This is a genomic window from Streptomyces sp. ISL-1 (assembly GCF_018614585.1).
Taxonomy (GTDB): Bacteria; Actinomycetota; Actinomycetes; order Streptomycetales; family Streptomycetaceae; genus Streptomyces; species Streptomyces maoxianensis.
Genome location: NZ_JAGGOI010000012.1, coordinates 121,697 through 139,430, shown reverse-complemented (window position 1 = coordinate 139,430; position 17,734 = coordinate 121,697). Strand labels below are relative to the sequence as shown.

At 65.7% G+C, this 17,734-nt stretch carries 16 protein-coding genes, 2 tRNA genes and 3 pseudogenes; 8 read left to right on the top strand and 13 right to left on the bottom strand.

The genetic code is table 11. The features are described from left to right. A partial coding sequence (locus J7E87_RS11020) for a PAS domain-containing protein (protein WP_215092538.1) occupies positions 1-2,114 on the bottom strand: 2,114 nt, incomplete at its 3' end. A 169-nt stretch (positions 2,115-2,283) separates the two neighbouring features. Next, positions 2,284-2,766, bottom strand: coding sequence for an SSI family serine proteinase inhibitor (locus J7E87_RS11015; RefSeq protein ID WP_215092536.1), 483 nt, complete (start codon positions 2,764-2,766; stop codon positions 2,284-2,286). A 248-nt stretch (positions 2,767-3,014) separates the two neighbouring features. Between J7E87_RS11015 and J7E87_RS11010 the strand changes: the two genes are divergently transcribed. Further along, positions 3,015-3,108 (top strand) — tRNA-Ser (locus tag J7E87_RS11010). A 159-nt stretch (positions 3,109-3,267) separates the two neighbouring features. Next, positions 3,268-3,340, top strand: a tRNA-Arg gene (locus tag J7E87_RS11005). Between the two features lie 80 nt (positions 3,341-3,420). Here the strand turns inward: J7E87_RS11005 and xerC (J7E87_RS11000) are convergent. The 3 genes from xerC (J7E87_RS11000) to J7E87_RS10990 are packed head-to-tail and all read right to left on the bottom strand — an operon-like array spanning position 3,421 to position 6,319. Beyond that, positions 3,421-4,695, bottom strand: coding sequence for a tyrosine recombinase XerC (gene xerC, locus J7E87_RS11000; RefSeq protein ID WP_215092534.1), 1,275 nt, complete (start codon positions 4,693-4,695; stop codon positions 3,421-3,423). Continuing rightward, entirely contained in the window at positions 4,695-4,898 is a 204-nt protein-coding gene (locus J7E87_RS10995) for a helix-turn-helix domain-containing protein (RefSeq protein ID WP_215092532.1), read from the bottom strand. The genes xerC (J7E87_RS11000) and J7E87_RS10995 overlap by 1 nt, the downstream gene beginning before the upstream one ends. Beyond that, entirely contained in the window at positions 4,895-6,319 is a 1,425-nt protein-coding gene (locus J7E87_RS10990; RefSeq protein ID WP_308312898.1) for a replication initiator, read from the bottom strand. The genes J7E87_RS10995 and J7E87_RS10990 overlap by 4 nt, the downstream gene beginning before the upstream one ends. A gap of 163 nt (positions 6,320-6,482) precedes the next feature. Here J7E87_RS10990 and J7E87_RS10985 point away from each other — a divergent pair, with 163 nt between their 5' ends. Together J7E87_RS10985 and J7E87_RS10980 are read left to right on the top strand one after the other, a co-directional pair. Next, positions 6,483-7,439: a GntR family transcriptional regulator gene (locus J7E87_RS10985; protein ID WP_215092529.1), complete on the top strand. Its 957-nt coding sequence runs from the start codon at positions 6,483-6,485 to the stop codon at positions 7,437-7,439. 701 nt (positions 7,440-8,140) lie between these two features. Further along, on the top strand, positions 8,141-8,359 hold the full coding sequence (locus J7E87_RS10980) for a hypothetical protein (protein WP_215092527.1): 219 nt from the start codon (positions 8,141-8,143) through the stop codon (positions 8,357-8,359). A gap of 105 nt (positions 8,360-8,464) precedes the next feature. Here the strand turns inward: J7E87_RS10980 and J7E87_RS10975 are convergent, their stop codons facing one another. Further along, positions 8,465-8,719 (bottom strand): hypothetical protein, encoded by a 255-nt coding sequence (locus J7E87_RS10975; protein ID WP_215092525.1) that lies wholly within the window; start codon positions 8,717-8,719, stop codon positions 8,465-8,467. Positions 8,720-8,827: 108 nt separating this feature from the next. Between J7E87_RS10975 and J7E87_RS10970 the strand changes: the two genes are divergently transcribed. Together J7E87_RS10970 and J7E87_RS10965 are read left to right on the top strand one after the other, a co-directional pair. Next, positions 8,828-9,406, top strand: coding sequence for a hypothetical protein (locus J7E87_RS10970; RefSeq protein WP_215092522.1), 579 nt, complete (start codon positions 8,828-8,830; stop codon positions 9,404-9,406). A 323-nt stretch (positions 9,407-9,729) separates the two neighbouring features. Next, positions 9,730-10,251 (top strand): hypothetical protein, encoded by a 522-nt coding sequence (locus J7E87_RS10965; protein WP_215092521.1) that lies wholly within the window; start codon positions 9,730-9,732, stop codon positions 10,249-10,251. Positions 10,252-10,474: 223 nt separating this feature from the next. Here J7E87_RS10965 and J7E87_RS10960 read toward each other — a convergent pair whose 3' ends face one another. The 5 genes from J7E87_RS10960 to J7E87_RS10940 form a co-directional block, all read right to left on the bottom strand. Further along, complete coding sequence (locus tag J7E87_RS10960; protein ID WP_215092519.1) at positions 10,475-10,939, bottom strand: hypothetical protein; 465 nt, start codon at positions 10,937-10,939, stop codon at positions 10,475-10,477. Then, a complete protein-coding gene (locus J7E87_RS36425; RefSeq protein ID WP_374195160.1) occupies positions 10,936-11,409 on the bottom strand; it encodes a helix-turn-helix domain-containing protein in 474 nt (157 codons plus the stop codon). Before J7E87_RS36425 ends, J7E87_RS10960 begins: the two co-directional genes overlap by 4 nt. A 74-nt stretch (positions 11,410-11,483) precedes the next feature. Beyond that, on the bottom strand, positions 11,484-11,834 hold the full coding sequence (locus J7E87_RS10950) for a type II toxin-antitoxin system RelE/ParE family toxin (RefSeq protein ID WP_215092515.1): 351 nt from the start codon (positions 11,832-11,834) through the stop codon (positions 11,484-11,486). A 577-nt stretch (positions 11,835-12,411) separates the two neighbouring features. After that, the gene (locus tag J7E87_RS10945; RefSeq protein ID WP_215092514.1) at positions 12,412-13,533 is read right to left on the bottom strand and encodes an endonuclease NucS domain-containing protein; all 1,122 of its coding nucleotides are present in this window, start codon (positions 13,531-13,533) and stop codon (positions 12,412-12,414) included. A 1,134-nt stretch (positions 13,534-14,667) separates the two neighbouring features. Then, a complete protein-coding gene (locus J7E87_RS10940; protein WP_215092512.1) occupies positions 14,668-14,970 on the bottom strand; it encodes a hypothetical protein in 303 nt (100 codons plus the stop codon). 281 nt (positions 14,971-15,251) lie between these two features. Between J7E87_RS10940 and J7E87_RS10935 the strand changes: the two genes are divergently transcribed. Then, a complete protein-coding gene (locus J7E87_RS10935; RefSeq protein WP_251017243.1) occupies positions 15,252-15,830 on the top strand; it encodes an XRE family transcriptional regulator in 579 nt (192 codons plus the stop codon). Between the two features lie 262 nt (positions 15,831-16,092). Here the strand turns inward: J7E87_RS10935 and xerC (J7E87_RS10930) are convergent. Continuing rightward, positions 16,093-17,114, bottom strand: a pseudogene (xerC, locus tag J7E87_RS10930) (tyrosine recombinase XerC); the annotation flags it as partial. After that, positions 17,114-17,338: pseudogene (locus J7E87_RS10925) on the bottom strand (replication initiator); the annotation flags it as partial. The pseudogenes xerC (J7E87_RS10930) and J7E87_RS10925, both read right to left, overlap by 1 nt. Positions 17,339-17,351: 13 nt before the next feature. On the opposite strand from J7E87_RS10925, the pseudogene J7E87_RS10920 reads away from it, so the two are divergent. Then, a pseudogene (locus tag J7E87_RS10920) lies at positions 17,352-17,691 on the top strand (UTRA domain-containing protein); the annotation flags it as partial. Between the last annotated feature and the right edge of the window lie 43 nt (positions 17,692-17,734).

Sequence of the window (17,734 nt, the reverse complement as noted above, 5' to 3'; positions counted from 1 at the left end):
CCCTCCGCGCCGCGCCGCGCGCGCCGCCCCGATGGACCTGTTCCATGTGGTTCGACGGGCACGCCCTGCGGCGGCACCGTCTGGCCGAGCGACGCGCGCCGGGACGACGCCGCGCCCTCCGCGGCCGTCACCACCGAGCCCTCGCTGGGCCGGACGCCGCCCGCGGCGACCGCGACGGCTTCCTCGGCGGGGCTCGGCCGCCCGCGCCGCCGACCGGTCCCGCCGTTTGCTCCGTTTGTGCCGTTTGCGGGACCACTCCCTTCGCCCGAATCCTGGGCCGGGATCAGTTCCTGCTGCGGCTCCTGCCCCTGCGCCCGGCGCCGCCCTGTCGGCTGGGCGGCCACCGGGTCCTCCATGGCCACCGGGCTGTCCAGGAAGGCATCCGTGGAGGCCCGCCGCGCTCGCCGCCGCCCGCGCCCGCCGGGCGTGCCCGTCTGCTGTTCCGGCAGCGCGAGCTCACCGGCCTGCTGCGGAACCGGAGCCGGTGCCGTCACGGTCCCCGAGCCGTCGCCGAGCGGCACCTCCAGGACGTACGCGCTGCCGCTCATCCCCGGCACCTCGTGCGTCTGCAGCACCCCGCCGTGCGCCCGTACGATCCCGCGCACGATCGGCTCGTGCACCGGGTCTCCCCCGGCGAACGGCCCCCGCACCTCGATCCGTACGACATCACCGCGCTGCGCCGCCGCCACCACGACCGTCGAGTCCACATACCCGCCGCCCGGAACGACCCGGGCCTTGCCGGTCGAGTCGACCCCGGCCACGTCGGCGACCAGATGCGCGAGCGCCGTCGCCAGCCGCCCGGCATCCACCTCCGCCTCTATCGGCGGCGCGTGCACCGCGAACTGCGCCCGCCCCGGACCGATCAGCTCGATCGCGCCCTCGACGCCCGCGGCCACGACCGCGTCGAGCAGTGCGTTCGCCTTGTTCAGCCCCTCCGCGCCGGCGCCGAGTCGCTGGAAGCCCAGCACATTGTCGACAAGCGTCGTCATCCGGGCATATCCGGCGGCGAGATGGTGCAGGATCTGGTTCGCCTCGGGCCACAGCTGGCCCGCCGGGTCGGCCGCCAGCGTCCCCAGCTCGGCGCGGAGTTCCTCCAGCGGCCCTCGCAGCGACTCGCCGAGGACGGCGGTCAGCTGGGCGTGCCGGGCAGCCAGTTCCTCATGCCGTTCCGCGAGCGCCTCGATCTCGGCGGAGTACCGCTCCGACTTGTCCGCCAGCTCACCCGCGAGCCGCTCGGTGGTCTCGGCCAGTTCCGCCGTGAGCCGCTCGGTCGTTCGGGTGAGCTCCGAGGTGTGCTGCTCCGCCAGCTCCTCGTAAGGACGGCGGTCGGTGAAGGTCATCACCGCCCCGACGAGCTGCTCCCCGTCCCGTACCGGCGCGGTCGTCAGATCGACGGCCACCTTCGAGCCGTTCTTGGCCCACAGCACCTGTCCGCGCACCCGGTGCTTGCGGCCGGACTTGAGGGTGTCCGCGAGCGGCGACTCCTCGTACGGGAAGGGCTCGCCGTCGGCGCGCGAGTGCAGGATCAGCGGATGCAGCTCCTGGCCGCCCAGGTCGCTCGCCCGGAACCCCAGGATCTGCGCGGCGGCCGGATTGACCAGCACGACCCGCCCGTCGGTGTCCGTCCCGACGACACCCTCGGACGCGGCCCGCAGGATCATCTCGGTCTGCCGCTGCGAACGCGCCAGCTCCGCTTCCGTGTCGACGGTGCCCGAGAGATCCCGTACGACGAGCATCAGCAGCTCGTCGCCGGTGTAGCTGGTGTACGAGTCGTACGCCTCGCGCCCGTCCTCCAGGCTCGCGCTGGTCACCTCGACCGGGAACTCGCTGCCGTCCGTACGCCGCGCGACCATCCGGGTCGGCTTGGTGCGCCCCCGCTCGTCCGCCGCTTCGGGCCGTCGCATGGAGCCCGGGATCAGCCGGGAGTCGAAGGTGGGCAGCAGATCGAGCAGCCCGCGCCCGACGAGGGCGGTGCCGGGCGTCTCGAAGAGTTCGAGGGCGATGGTGTTGGCGTTGACGACCGTGCCGTTGCAATTGACGAGCACGAGCCCGTCCGGAAGGGCGTCGAGTATGGCTGCAAGGCGAGCAGCGCCTCGGGATGGCCTGCTGCTCACGACGACGGTTCCTCCCTGACCTACTGCATGGTGCGGACGGCCGGTCCCATCTTGCCCCTCGGGCCTCAGCCTGTCACTGGAGGGAGTCTAAAGGCAGGGGATGTGCGAGGGGCGGCGGATGAGGGGGAGCTCTCACCAAGGTTGTGTGCACATGCCGTACCCCTTGGGCCTATGACCTGGTGTTCGGCAGTACGGGCTCCATGGTCTGCCAGCGTGAGATTTCGCAGCCGTCGGTCCGGCTGAAGACGGCGTCCACGCTCTGCCCCTGCCAGGTGCCGGTGATGTGCGCGGTTTGGGGCCCGCCCATCTGCTGGGTGCACATCTGGTCCTCGGGCACTGGAGCGAACGGGTCCTTTCCGTCCTGCGCCAGCTGGTCCAGCCGGTCACAGGCGGCCTGCGCGGAGGGGTGGGTCCCGCCCGCGGGCCCGCACTCCAGCTCGTACAGCCCGTCCGTCCGCGCCCCGGTCTCGGAGACGGTCATGGTCAGCCTGTCCGTGGCCTGCGACGTCGGCGCTGCCGCCGCCGGCAGCGGCAGCGGAAAGGGCAGGGACAGCGGAAGGGCCAGGGGCAGGGGCGAGGCCCCGGCGGCAGGAACGGCGGCGACCAGCGCGGCGACGGACGCGGTTGCGGTGAGGACGATGCGGCGCAGCATGGGGGCTCCTGGAGCTGAAGAGATCACGAGTCCTTCAGGGGCCGCGAGGGCCCCCGGCATCTCTAACGCTCCTTGAGCCGCGGCGTTGCGCAACCGGAAGTGTGTTCCCCGGGGGACCCCTGCCGGGCCCCGAGTCGCGGACTTTGCTCTGCGGCCCGCGTGCCTAGTACCGTGGGCAGCGATTGGTGGCACCCCGCTGGGCTGTGTCATCATCTGCACGCACCACTCGCGCCCGCGTGGGTGGGTCAGGAGGCGTCGCCTAGTCCGGTCTATGGCGCCGCACTGCTAATGCGGTTTGGGTCTTAAAGCCCATCGAGGGTTCAAATCCCTCCGCCTCCGCCAGTTGATCACCGAAGCCCCCGCCGACGGCGGGGGCTTCGGTTGTTTTGGCGACGTTTTCGCAGGTCAGGCGGAGTGTGGTTAACGGATTTCACCTGGCGGCGCGGGTCATGTAATGTTGTTCCCGCAACGCCGACCAGGCACAAAAGCCCGGAACGCCGAGCACTCGTAGCTTAACGGATAGAGCATCTGACTACGGATCAGAAGGTTGCAGGTTCGAATCCTGCCGAGTGCACAAGAGGCCAGAGGCCCTGTCGAGAGATCGACAGGGCCTCTGGCTTTTGCGTTGACGGCGATGGTTGACGGCAACCGCTGCTAGATCGCGGCGATTACTCCAGCCGTGCCGTCATCGCCGTCCGGCCGGTTGCCGTCAATGCCTGCCAGCGCATCACTGACACGGTCGAATGCGGCCCGCTGGGTGTCCAGCCGGACGAACGTGTAGACGTCCATGGTCACGCGGATCGAGCTGTGCCCGAGGACTTCCATGATCGTCCTAGCGTCGGCCCCTTGCTCGTGCAGCAGCGAGGCACAGGTGTGCCGAAGATCGTGGAAACGCACCTGACGGATGCCGGCGCGTCGACTCACGACCTCGAAGGCGCGGTTCAGGTTGCGCGGCTCTATCGGTGTTCCGTTGCGAGTCGTGAAGACCAGATCGGTCGTCGTCCACTGGTCCCCGCGTGCCAGGCGGTCAGCGTGCTGTTGAGCGCGGCGAGCACGCAGCGCGGTCACGCACTCGGCGGGCAGCGGCACACGGCGCGTGGAGCGAGCTGTCTTCGTGGCTGCCCGCACCAGCTCACCGCTGACCCGCTGGAGACTCTGCCGAATGTGGATCACTCCGTCATGAAGGTCCACGTCCTTCCAGCGAAGGCCGAGCACTTCGCCCCGCCGCAGGCCCAGCCGTACGGCCAGCTCGTACACCGCCCAGAGCCTGTCTCCGCGCGCCGTCGCTAAGAGCTTGCGCCCCTCTGTCACCGTCAACGGTTCGATCTCCCGTCGTGTCCCTGTGCTCAGCTCGACGTTCCGAGCGACGTTGCGCGGCAGCTCGTCCTCCCGTACGGCGTGCTGGAGCGCCGACCGCAGGAGCACCAGCAGGAAACGGACCGTGCGATCCGATGGGTACTTCTCGCAGCACTCTCCGACGGCACAGCACCGCCGCTTGCGCTCAGGCCGCTTCTTGTCCTTCTCCAGCGCGCAGCACTGGCAGGTGCGTGCGACCAGGCCGAGGAACGCGCGGATGTCGCGGGCGGCGAGACGGGCGACCTTCTTCTTGCCGATGCCCGGCACGATGTAATTCCGCACCAGCGATTCGTAATTGACCCAAGTCACCCGGCGCACCTTCGGTTTCGACACGTGCTCCAGCCAGTACGCCAGATATTCGGCGACAGTCTGTTTCATGACCGACACCGGAACGCCGCTCTGCGAATCGGCCTTGAGGCGAGTCAGTTTCTCGTGCGCGTTGTCCCACGTCTTGCCGTAGACGCTGCGCCGCTTGTACGTGCCGTCCGAGGTGAGCACGTACGCCGTTCCTTCCCACCTACCGTCCTTCCGCTGGTAGATGGTGCCCTCGCCGTTCGCGTTCTTCCTCGCCATTACGCACTCTCCAGGTCTGACAGACGGGTGATGTAGTCGTGCAGTGCGCTTTCAGTGATCCGCCGGCACCGGCCGATCGTCACGGAGGCCAGCTCCCGCGAGCGGATCAGGTTGTAGACCGTCCAGCGGCTGACCTGGAGGTGAGCGGCCACCTGGTCGACAGTGAGCAGTACGGGTGGTGGCGTGCGTCCAAGTTCGGTCATTCACCCCACCATTCGTCCTCGACTTCCAAAGCGGCGATTTCCTCGCGGGCGATGGACCGGTTTTCAGCGATGTCATCCCGAATCCTCTTTGCGATCGACTCTTCCGTCTCGCTCGCGTAGCCGATCCCTGCGAAAACCAGGTTGCTGACCGAGACGAGTTCGCCGGAAATTCCGAGCCTTTGCCGTGTCTGTTCGCTGCGGAAGTCCGCGCGTGTCTGCCGGAGAGCCGTCATGGTGGTGCTGTACCGACGGCTCTTTGTGGAGAAGTGGCCGCCGTAGCCGAATTGATGTGCCCAGCGACGCAAATTCAGGGCGCGATATTCGGGTAGTCCGCCGAGTCGCCAGGCGGTGCCGACCATGGCCCGTGCGTGTGGAGGCATGCGCAGGGTGCCGAGGTCCATGCGCAGCCCCGAGCCCTTGCAGCGGGCGCAGAATCCGGCAAGGCCCGACCCCTTGCAGCGCTTGCAGTACAGGGGCCGATCCACAGTCCCCGTGCACTCCGCCGCTTTGGTCACGTACTTGGCGATATACGCAGCCACGTGGTCAGTGCTCCGGCCGTTGCTCTCCCCGTCGGGTGGGACGACGCTCGGGATGGGCTGCACATCCGTCTGCGTGCCGAGGCTGAGTTCCCACTGCCCCAGGGAGCCCTCAACGGTGGCGAGCCGTACCAGCGGAGCCGAGTGGCGCACCCCGTCATCGATCAGGTCGAAGTTCGCCCAAGTGGGCAGCGGAACCGCGTCGTCGGCCGGGTCGAGGCGAACCACACCGTGGAAGTGGATCAGTCCTCGCTGCTGGTACTCCGCCACCTTGACGAAGGAGACCCGTATGCGCCGGGTGAACTCGGCGCAGGTGAGACTGGCAGCACGTGGTAACTCCTGGCGTCGCATGACATCGGTGAACCGATGCCACAACGGACCCGCGTGCGCATTCCAGAGCACTGCGCCCGGGTAGTCGTAACAGCCCCCGCACAGAGGTTGTCCCACGAGCGGGTCACCTGAGTCGTGCCGAGCCCAACAGGCCAGCGGATAGCCGTGATCACATGTGGTGTCTCCGCGCCGAGGGTGACAAGGCCGATCCGGCGAAACGGTGTGCACCGGACCGAACGACGGGGCGGTGAGAGTCACGAAGGCCCGCGGGTGTCCAGAGACCGACTCCGCGACTCCCTTGCCGCCGACGAGGCCCGCCTTCACCAGGTGCCAGGTGTCCCACTGATAGAGCCGGGAACAGGGGGCGCACCACTCCTTACGCCGGTTGCCACACGGCACCATCAACCGCTGCTGGCCATCGTCCCCTAGCTCGTGCACGACCTCACCGGTGGCCAAATCGACCAGGCGGACGTTCCCGCTCAGGTGAACCGGGTGTGCGCACCCTTGGATACGCCGTACCCCCTCCTCCCACTCCTTGTAGTCCGGCGCGGTCATTCGCTCGAAGAACCGGGCCAGCTCTCTCCACTCCGCCGGGCTCACATCTGCCGGGCGGCTCCCTAAGTCAACACGTACTACGTCTTGTTGCACATGGACACACTAGCACGAGACGTGCTACCTGTTGTAGGTCGTCTCGTACCGTCAACCTGGAGAGCGTGTGATGACAGAGGAAGAGCGGAACCAGCCCGCATGGCGTCTGATCGCGGACGCACTGCGCTCCGACGTGGCCGACGAGGTGTATCCGCCGGGGAGCCCTCTACCGGGAGAGAGCCAACTCGCCGAGCGCTACGACGTATCCCGGCCCACAGTGCGCCGAGCGATCAACGTCCTCGTCGGGGAAGGTCTGTTGCACGTAGCCCATGGCCGGGGCACGTTCGTCAGGGCACGTCCTGAGCGGCGCGTGATCCTGATCAACGGCGAGGACGTGGCCGATCTGCTCGCCGAGGACTACGACCCGTCGAAGCAGGGGTGGCTGCGGGGGGAGCACGGCGAGGCGGTGGCGCTGCGCAGGTCCGGGATCGAAGCGCGCGAAGCCGTGATCACCAAGGCGAGCAGGAGCGATGCGGAAGCGCTCAACATCCGTACCGGAGCGTGGATTCTCCACCGCTTCCAGTACTGGAGGCATCGCACGCTGCACCAGACGATCGCCGTCACGTCGGCCATCCCTGCCCATCTCGTCGGCCTGATGTCTGAGCCGAAGCCAGAGGAGCCCGCGGACCTTTGGGAGAAGGCTGGGGAACCTGACGACCCGTACGCCGTCAAAGCGCATCAGGGTGACTACGAGCAGTCCGACCTCGACGACGACCAGGAGCCTGAGGAAGGAACCGGGGTGCGGTGGACTCCTTTCGAGCGGCTGGCGGACCGGCATGGACCGATCAGCTTCAGCACGGCCGTGACCGCACGCATGCCCTACGGCGATGAGCCAGGCGACCTGGACGTGTCCAGCGGCACTCCCGTCCTCGATATCCGCCGGACGATGGTGGACAGTCATGGCCGGCCGCTGGAGGTCACCACGATCACGGCACCGTCGGATCGTTTCGAAGTCGCCAGCGCAGCACAGTGGTTGGCCACGGCCCGCAGCATGGGTGCAGAGTCCGCCGCAGTGCTCACCGTGTAGGTCCCGCAAATTTTCTTTACAAGGTCAAGGCTCGCTGCGCTCGCTGCCCGAGGGGCGTTCGGTCGGTGAGTGTTGGGCATTGCCAATCCAGTCTCGGCACGGCAGTCCTGCCACACGCGCACGGCTTTGCCCCATGCCCCCCATGCACCCGAGTGGCCCCAGAAGACGCCAACGACACCATGCCCGGGGGAGGCTGACGCTTGGGAGAACACCACAGTTGACGCTTCGAGCGTCTGCTTTCCCGGCCTCCTGAACTGCGGTAGCAGTCTGATCAGAGATTCAGAGGTGCCGCGCCGAGGGCGCGGCGCGCCGGCCGGTCGCCGCCGCGCTTGCCCCTCCATGTCTACGCCACCGGGGCCGCACGTCGTCGCCCGCCCGCGCCCACAAGGGGGCGAAAAGAACCAGGCCGGGGGTGGGGACGGTCGGCTCCACGGCTTTACCCACACTCCCCGATTCGGGTCCCGCGTCGAGCAAGATCAGGGGGCCACTCGGACACATTGCGGGCAGGGGTGAAGCCTGCCCGAGTAGCCGGCAAGCGTACGGCCCCCTGATCATGCCCGACCCCAAACCGGGCAGGACACCGGCCAAAGCCGTTCCACCGACCTCACGCACTTGCCCAATAGGACTCCGCAATCGGCAGGCGAGAACGACCTCCGGCCTGTCCGGATGCGTCCGGGCGGGTCCGGATGGACGCTGGGGTTATGGATGGAGCGCCTGTCGTCGTTCACCCGTTGTCGCCGGACGGCGGCAGGCGGGTGACGATCCGCGATGAGTCCGTGGGCACTGCGTACAACCTATTTGACCTACTGGAGTTCTTGCGCCGCGCGGAGCTGCCCGAGGCGGACACGGCGATCGATAATCCGGACCTGATCGAGTGGCGGGGCGGCGGCCCCGAGGTGTGGAACGAGTCGCCGCCCTGATGGCGCTCGGCGCGTGTTAACTAGACAGTCATGCTCTCGTAGGCGATGGTGACGGTCTCTTGACTTGGCCATTTGAGACTCCACCGACTTCGACACGTCGCCCCTTCACTGGCCCACCTGCTCCCTCCCACGCGTTCGAGTTCTCCAGTAGGCCATGGCCTCCGCGCCGAAGCCGGCCACTACGAACAGGCTCCCCAGCCAGAAGAGCGACGTGCTCTGCCGCTCCACGCCACCAAGCAGCAGCACCACCATGCCGAGGGAGGGAAGAAAGACTGCGCCAGCCGTCCACCACTGGCCCTTACGAGCTTGGACAATCGCGGAGGCCGACGCGAACACGAAGATCAGTATCATCACTGCCATTGCTATCCACATGGCGGCAGTCTGCCGCGTCCTCGGCTGCTGCATACCGGCCCCGCGAGAACGCCGAAAGACCAGACGCACTCCGCGCGGAGTCACCAGACTCTGTCCATGGACGCAGGACTCGCAGCCATACTCGGCGCCCTGGTCGGGGCCATCGGTACCGGAGGGGCAGGCATCATCGTTGCCCTCATCGCCCGGTCTCAATCGCGCTTGCAGTTAGAGGTCGAGACGGCGCGGGGTCTTCGCGAACCACGCAAGTCGATCTTTGTTGCCTACTCCGAAGGATGTCGCGAGCAGTACGAGGAACTGCAGAGCGCACTTTCGTCCTTCCAAGACGTTGCCGCACCAGAGGCAACACCAGAAGAGCAGGGCACCGCCATCGGCGAGGTCGAACGCCACCTCAAGGCTGCTCTCAACCAATCAGCCGCCCGCGCCCACCTGCATGCCCAGGTCGTCATAGAGGGACCTGAGCGTGTGATTGACGCCGCCATCGATCTGAGCGACCGTCTCCACGCGTTCGAAAATGCCGTGATTCAGGCCCTGTCGAAGCCCGCGCTGGGGGAGGACCGATTTTCCGATGAGTTGGACGACGCTCTGACCAAGGAGGCTGAGGCTGGCGTCGCATACCGCTTGTTCCTCTACACGGCATCGGATTCGCTCACCGTCGACGGAGTCGACAACCGCTGAGGTCAAGGGTGGACGATCTGGCGAACCAGACTGCGCCCCGCTTCCACCGCGCCCGGTCGCACACCGGCCAGGAGGCTCCGTCCCGCCTACGACGTGACCGTCGTTCTGCTGCCACAGCTTCCCCTCCCAGGGGGGTTCAGGATGGCAAGAGGGCGCGGCGCGCGGGATACCCGAGGCGGTTCGGCTCCTCGGCCGGGCAGCGTCCGAGGCCGAGCGACAGTGGCCAACACTGGACAATGACGACCAGTCAGGGGCCCGTGGGTGCCCATCTGGCAGCATGAGCAGCTTGGTAGGACTGCATCCAGTTCACGGAGGGCGAAACCATGCAAGAGGCCGTGATCGGACTAATTGGGGTTGTCCTGGGGCTTGGTGGTAGCACCTGGACAACGCTGTGGACCAACCGGCAGAACCGCCGAGATCTTGAGAAGGAACGGCTGGAGGCCCGACAAGAAGAGGCAAGTCGTGAGATCAGGCAGGCTTTGATCTCGATCCATCACTTGAAGGGCGAGCTGTCGAGCAGCGAGGAGCCTGACAGGCATGAAGAACTGCAACGCCTCATCCACACGGTTGACACTCATGTCTTTGTGCTCGCCTCGGCGGAGCTGCGCGCTCGACTAGGCGGGGCGACGCAGATCATGTGGTACTGGCAGGTTCTCGGAGGAAGGCCGGGACACCCGGTCTGGCATGCCGTAAGTGACGCGAGCGAATGCATAGGCGCCTACCTGCGCAGAGAAAATCTCCCCGAAGAGCCCGAGGCCGTCCGGGACCTTCGCCTGGATGTCGAGGCGCTCGAGCAAGAGGCTGAGGACCACCTCGACCCTGCACTCAAAAGACTAGAGCTATAGGGCGGTGTCAAGGCCCCCAAGTCAAGACTCGAACTACCAGTCACGCGCAATGCCGATCTCGCACCTCGACGGCTGACGTCGGCAGAGCACACGCCACCATTTGTCTCAGCAACCCACCTGGGATCAACTCCATAGAGATGAGGCCTCAGGTTCAAGTCCCACAGCCGGCCACTGCGCGCCCCCAAAGCGGTCGCAGTGCCACCTGAGTTGCGCTGGTGGTGACTCAGTGGGCGCTGTCGCCAGTGGCTACGATCGAGAATCCTTGAGATTTGTCTGAGAGTTTCATCAGCCCCAGAGTGAAGTTCACTAGGCCAATACGGTTCGCCAAATCGTGCACGTGTTGACGCAGGTATGGGTAGGCCGTCATCACGGCAACATTCGCCCCGAAGGCATGATGGATAACTTCAGGGACCTCAGGCCCCTCCGAGACCGTGAAGCTCGCCAGCAGCACGACGGAAAGGTCTGCTACAGCGTCGTCAGCCTCATCAAAGGCCTCGCAACTCAAGGTGAAACGATAGTCAACCGAGTCTCTATTCGCTGAAACTTCAGTGTCAAGTGAAACGGTGACCCGTTCAGGCGCTGCACCGGAATGCCTGACAGCGTGACATTCTTGGGCGATGATCCCACGAAGGTCTACACGGGAGACGAACCTTCGCAGCTCGTTGAAATCAAATTTCGAATCGCTCACGAAGCTGCCCCGGTTCGGATGGGGTGAAACTCGCGAGACTCCGCGAACACAGGTTCCGTAGACTGAGCAGTGCCCTCGAAGTCATAGAGAACGTTCCTCAAAGGCTCCGCAGAAGTCCGATGCATTTCGACAAGCGTGACAGTGAAGTGGGACTGCGCGAAATGAACCTCGATGTTTTCCCCGCGCAAATGCTCTGACCGACTATCGTCCACCGGAATCCAGTCTTGTGTAAATGAGGGGTGCACCTCACGCCCCTCCAGGACTGCCTTTCGGGGCTCACCTGCCTCAACGAGCCGAACGTCGAGTTCGTACCCCATCGCGCTCAGATAGCTCGCGATAGTGTTCACACGCAGGTTTCCGTCACCTCGCAAGGCTTGGCTTACCGCGGACTTGCGAACTCGAAGCCGCTCCGCCAACTCGCTCTGCGTCAGCCCGCATGCTTCCAAGGCTTTGTGTAGCACTCGAAGCATCTCCCGCCTGAGTCTGGCGGCAGCCAAGAGTTGAGACCCGTCGCCACTACTCGCAAAGCGGTCATACAGTGTTTTCATGATGCAAGGTCCTCCCTTCTGACCCACAGAGCCTTGAGAATCTCACCTCGCGGCGCCTTTTGCGTTCCTTTGACAAATCCGTGCGTCAGCCTTATGGCGCCGACCTTGCTCCCAGGTACGTCAAAGAATGGAAGTCGAACCTTATCGGGCTTCAACTCTCTAATGCCGTCCTTGAGGTTGTTGATCTCCCTCGGAAATATGAGCTCGCGACGGTAAGCGTAGTCTTCGAGAACGATAAGGATCACCGCCAGGCGTTCCCTGTCCTTCTTCCTCTTCGACCCTTCGAGGCCGCGAAGGAAATCATCGCAAGGGTAGGTCCCATCCGACACTCTCGCCGCTTCAATCATGTGCAAACGCCCGCGTTCGTACACTATGCGCCCGCACTCAACACAGTCTGCCCGCCTCAGTTCACTTATGACTGTACCCCCCGCCCCCAGAGCCAACAAGACATGAGTGAGTAAATTGTCCGACTTGATCCGCTTGGCCTAACGGCAAGCAAAGTCGCACTTACACCCCCCGTCGGCACCTCAAACAACTACCTCTGGCGCTTCCTGGCGTCACGGTAGTGATGGACCAAGGCTCGTTGGCACTAATTGACCAAGGTAGCTCGATGGAGTGACGGACCGACAGGTTCGTGCAGCCCCAATTGCGGACCCCTGTCTGCATTCAGCTCAACTGTCATGGATGCAGGCCAGTGCGCCTCGACGCTAGCTCGAGGCAGGTCGCCCCTGTTGCGGCCTCTTCGTGGACGCGTGGACCGCGCCAACGGACTATCTGTCTGACCTGCGGTTACGTCCGGGACACAAAGGGCCTCCGGAGCCGTGTGCACGAAACACTCTCCACGCCAGCGGGTTACGTCCGCTGCCAACTTCTATTCGGCTAGACCGCGGGCCGCTGGCATCGGGGCTACGCCGCTGCTTCGTGTCAGGCGTCAGGGAAGCCTTGATCGATGCCGAAGTGGCGGGAGACCTCTTCAATCGTGAAGCGGGCGCGGAGCTTGCAGGCGGAGTTCTGGTTGGCGAAGAACCCCGTGCGCCACAATGCCTCTTTGCGTTGCACAGCACGCTCCCAGGTAACCGGGACGATCCACTCACGAGGATCCTCCCCATCCCTGTCTGTTCCGTCCCCGGCGCGTCGGTAGGTGCCCGTCAGGGAGAGATCAGTCATCCGCCGGCTGTCACCGTCGAGGCTGAGGGCGGCGTCCTCGAACGGTTGGGGTTCGCCGGAGACCGTGCCGACGCCCACGTAGCCCACTTTGGGGATGTGAGTGAACACCCGCGCCCCGAGTGGCAAGGACCGGATCGTCCGAGAGAACCACTCCCCGCCGCCGGCCGACACGAAACCGTAGCGAAGAGCGTCCTCCCAGTTCCGGCCGCTGGGCTCATCGCCGAACGACACATACCAATCCGTCCCGTTCCACGGCTCCTGCTTCCCGCGTCCCTTCGCTCCAGCCGACGGCACCACGGCCTCGGCCTCGTCCATCAACCAGGTTCGGGCCAGGTAGGAGCGCCCCTCGTCCTCGAAGTAGCGAAAGAAGAGCACGTTGACCGGAACCTGGAACCCAGAAGCCAGGTAGGTGACGATCCGCTCCGTCGCCGCATCGATCTCACTCGCGACAATGGTGAGAGCGTGAGTCGAATTGAGGGCTTCCGGCGGAGTGCCGCCGAACCGCAGAGCAAACGCCTCATCCAACTCCTCCGCCAGCCCTCTGCCGCGGGCGTAGGAGGTGTAGATGTCGCGGATCTGCTCGTTGGTGAGCTCCTGGACCCAGGAACCGTAGTCGAGAACCTGAGCCACCACCTCACGAGGCGTGCGATCTCGCTTGAGCTCCAGAACGTGCAGGCTCCCTTCAGCATCCATGCCCAGGAGATCAACGACCTTGCCGTACTGCGTGAGCACCTGCCGGCCGATCAGCAGCAACGGATGTCCCAGGATGCCGGGATCGGCCTCAATGAGCTCCTCCAGCCGAGACTCCAAAGGCATCGGCCGCGTAGCGACTCGCACGGGCTTGTCGTCCACACGCCACAGTCCGAACTCCAGCGGCATCCCCGTTCCCCCTCCGCTCAGACCACAGAGCCCAGCTGACTAGGCATTGCGCAAGACAGTATGACGCCGAAGCGTCGTCGGCCAGGGGCCGCCTGAGGACCGGTGCCATGTGATTGCCGTTGCAGTACAGCAGCGGAGTACAGCAACCACCGCGACCGCAGCTGACCGCCAACGCCCCTCGGTGACCGACTGACCAGCCCACCAGACCTCAATGAGCCCCCAGCCGAGAGTTCGTATCGATGGGCAGCCCAGCGGCGGTCAGCCGTATCGTGAGTCCCTGGGCAGTGGCGCCGCGCGTGCCAGATCCGTGCCAGATCGAGCGGTCAGTCACGGTCAATTGGGGTGTGAGGCGGTGCAGGCAAGCGCCGACAGGCCCAGCGCTGTTGTACGCGTGTTGACCAGCCAAGACCGGCCTGCGATCGGCGCCAGGCTTACAAAGCAGTGGTCACTTCTGCTGCCTTACACCAGTACAAGCGACGAGCGCCTGGCCGTCTTCGGGGAGGAAGAGCATGAAGACCCAGGAGCCATCAGAAGAGTCGACACGGCCGAGGCGAACAGGTTGGTCATGCTGGCGAAGCAGCTGAACAGCTCGCTCCAGGTCCAGTGTCTCCAGCCCAAGGCGGCCCCCCGCTGCCAACGCCGCGGGGGGCCACTTTCTGTGCTCAGCGCTCACTCTCCCGGCGGGGGCCAGAGGGAGAGGCGCTACCTGCGCGCTACCTGTTGGCTGGGCCGTCCGGGTCATCGCTCGCCGGGGGCAGCGGGCGATGGCCCTCACTGTGACTGTTCACCCAGCCGCAAAGGGGGCACGCGTACCGGCCATCAAGACCGGCGATTCGAGTGCCGCAATGGCGGCACTCAGTTTCCGTAATCTCGGTCGGTGCGGGTTCCGGAAGCTGGGCCATGCTGCGCAGGCTACCGGCCCCGGAGCCACGCCGCTTTGCCATCCGCAGTTGCCGCACAGCCAGCCTCCCGTCGGTCCCTGCTGGGTAGACGCCCCGCAGTTTGGACATTGCATCTAGCTACCTCCCTAACTCGGGCTCGCCAGTGCCGCGCCGAGCACGAAACCGACCGAGCAACTGATGGTGATGATCAGCAGTACGCCTGTGAAGCGGGCGGCGGTGTCGTATAAGTGCCTCACCGTTGGGCCTCCGCGCTCGAAGCAGGCCGCGACGTGCGTGCCGACAGGGCCTTGAGCCTCAGCGTTCGGTTCGTCTCCAGAGTCTCGCGCTCCCGCCGACTGGCCTGACGACAGTGATACTTCGACGCCCACCACGTCAGCCCCGAAGGCCGGACGATCTCCAGTTCGTCACCATCGATGGCATTCACTTCGCCAACCTGGCATCGGATGCCGTCACTTACGACGTCGCCCACGCGGAACCACTCCGTCATGGCTGGGCCACTCTGGGTGGTTTCGGGGCCTGTCTCCGTCTTGGCCATGCTGGCATCGTGCCGCCCCATCAAGGACGTATCTGCCCCCAAACTACGGACAGTTGAGACGTTCGGCAGTAGCGTCTGAAGAACGCCCAAACGTCCCAGGAGAAGTCTTGAACGTTGCTCTACGATCGGCTATGTCAGCGGCGGGCATGTCCCCGCGGCAACTGGCGGTACGTGCTGGGGTCAGTGGCAAGACTGTAGAGCGATGGCTCGCGGATGAGGAGCTGACGCCGCACGCAAGAAACCGTGCGGACGCCTCTCGGGCGTTGGGAGTAAATGAAGAGATGCTGTGGCCCCAGGCAGTGAAAGACCGGATCAAGACCGGCGACGATCGCGAACTTGTCCAGTCGTACCCCTACCGGTCCGCTTGTCCCTCGACGGTCTGGGGCGAGCTCGTCGAGGCCGCGACAGATGAGATCTTCCTGTCGGGCTATACGAACTACTTCTTCTGGACGCAGGTTCCTCAATTCGCGGAGATGCTGAAGCGCAAGGCCGGGCAGGGGTGCAGGGTCCGGTTCCTGCTGGGTGACCCGAGGGGGGAGGTGACCAGCCAGCGGGAAGCCATCGAGGACGTAGCGCTGACGGTCTCCACGCGCATCAGGATCACCCTGGAGCACCTAGATCGGCTGGGCCCCATCGAGGGTGTGGAGGCGCGTTACAGCAGCGCGGAGGACGCCGTCAGCCACGTCAGCCTGTCGGTGTTCCGGTTCGATGACGAGGCCCTGGTCACGCCGCACCTGGCAAGACTCGTCGGTCACGACTCACCAATGCTGCACCTGCGTCGCCACGGGTCAAGCGGCATGTTCGCCCGGTTTGCCGACCACGCCGAAGAGCTCTGGAGTCACGCTCAGAGCATCGGCTGAGCGTGCCCTGGCACAGGCTGTCTGACCGTGCCGCGGTTGACGGCAGCGCTGACGGCAACGACGGCACACAACGCCTGCCAGCCGACCACCCCCACACGCGAGCCAGCAGGCCACATTGGCCGCCACCACGGGGGTGCCCGATCCTACGGATCAGAAGGTTGCAGGTTCGAATCCTGCCGAGTGCACACAGCTGAGAGGCCCCCCGGAGAATTCCGGGGGGCCTCTTGCGTTGCGCGTACAGCAGTGAAGTACAGCAACCGCGTCAGCCGGTGCCGCCCATCGCCTCGGACAGCTTGCCGATCGCGGCGCGTACTGCTTCCTCGCTCGCTTCGGCGTAGACCTCCATCGTCATGGCGATCTGGGAGTGCCGCAGGATGCGCTGCGCCACCTTCGGGTGGACCTTGAGGGCGACCAGGAGCGAACTGCAGGTGTGCCGAGTGTTCCGAAGCGGGATCACCCGAAGGCCTGCACGGCGAGCCGCAGGGCGAACATCCGGGTCAGGTTCCCCGGCTCGATCGGCGTACCGTGCTTCGTCGTGAAGACCAAGCCGTGAGCGTCCTGCCACAGCTTGCCTGCGGCTTTCCGGTCGCCGAGCTGCTGGGCGCGGCGCATCCGTAGGGCCTTGAGGCAGAGTGCCGACAGCGGCAGGAAGTCGTCGGAGTCCTCGGTCTTGGTCTCGCGGTGGAGGATCTGACGCCCCGCGCGCTGGATCTGATGGTGGACGTACAGTTCGCCGGTCTCGAAGTCGACGGACTTCCACGTCAGGCCCAGCACTTCACCGCGGCGCAGCCCGAGGCAGAGCACGAGCACCCAGGCCGCGAAGAGGTGGTCATCGCGGGCGGCCGCATCGGTGAGGAACTGGCCCGCCTCGGCGACGGACCACGGCTTGATCCGGCGGCGGCGCGGCTTGGGCACCTTCACGAGTGAGGCGACGTTCTTGCTGATCTCCTCCTCGGCGACCGAATGGGTGAGAGCGGCCCGCAGAGCGTCGCGGGAACCTTGGATCACCCGGCGGGACGGGTACGACTCCCAGCAGTCTCCGACGGTGCAGCATTTGCGGCGGTTGGGCACGCTCTTGGCGTCCTTCTCCTGGGCGCAGCACTGGCAGACGGTCGCCAGCTTCGTCAGCCACTCGCGCACATCCCGGACCGTGAGCTTGTCCAGCCGCTTCGCGCCGAGGTACGGGGCGATGCAGAGCCAGACGTACCCCTCGTACGAGACGTACGACAGCGGGGCGAGGTTGGGCTTCACGATCGAGTCGAGCCAGTACGCGAGGAACGCGGGGTGCCGCAGCGGCAGCGGCCGGAGGCGGGGCGGTTGTGGACGGGGCCGAAGCTGGGGGCGGTGAAGGTGGCGAAGACCCGAGGGTGGGTGGCGACGGGGTCGGGAATGCCTTTGCCGCCGCGGAGTCCTGCAGTGATCAGTTGGTAGGTGTCGCGGCGGTAGGTCTCGGCGCAGGCCGGGCAGCGGGTGGCCCGGCGGTTGTTGCAGCGCACCAGTAGGTTCCCAGGCTGCTTGGGCATGATGAGCTACTACCGGCCGGACCACGTCGAGGGAACGCGTCTGGTGGACCCGACGCCGGGACCCGCCGGCAGAGACGGTGGATACCGGGTGCTCTACGACGCGGGATACGAGATCGACCACATGAAGGAAGCGCTCTTCGCGCGTCCCCACGGCCGAGGAAGTGAAGCTCCTTCAGTTGCCCGCCGGAGAGCCGGTGATGGAACTTCACCGGACGACCTACACGGCTGACGGCGCTGTGGTCGAGTTCGCCATCGGCGTCCACGCCGCGTCGCGCTTCGCGTGGGAATGGGACTTCAAGGTGCCGGACTCGGCACAGAAGCCGAAGGACGACCAGTGATCCCGACCCAAGAGGGGTGGGAAGACACCCAACTGCTCTGGGA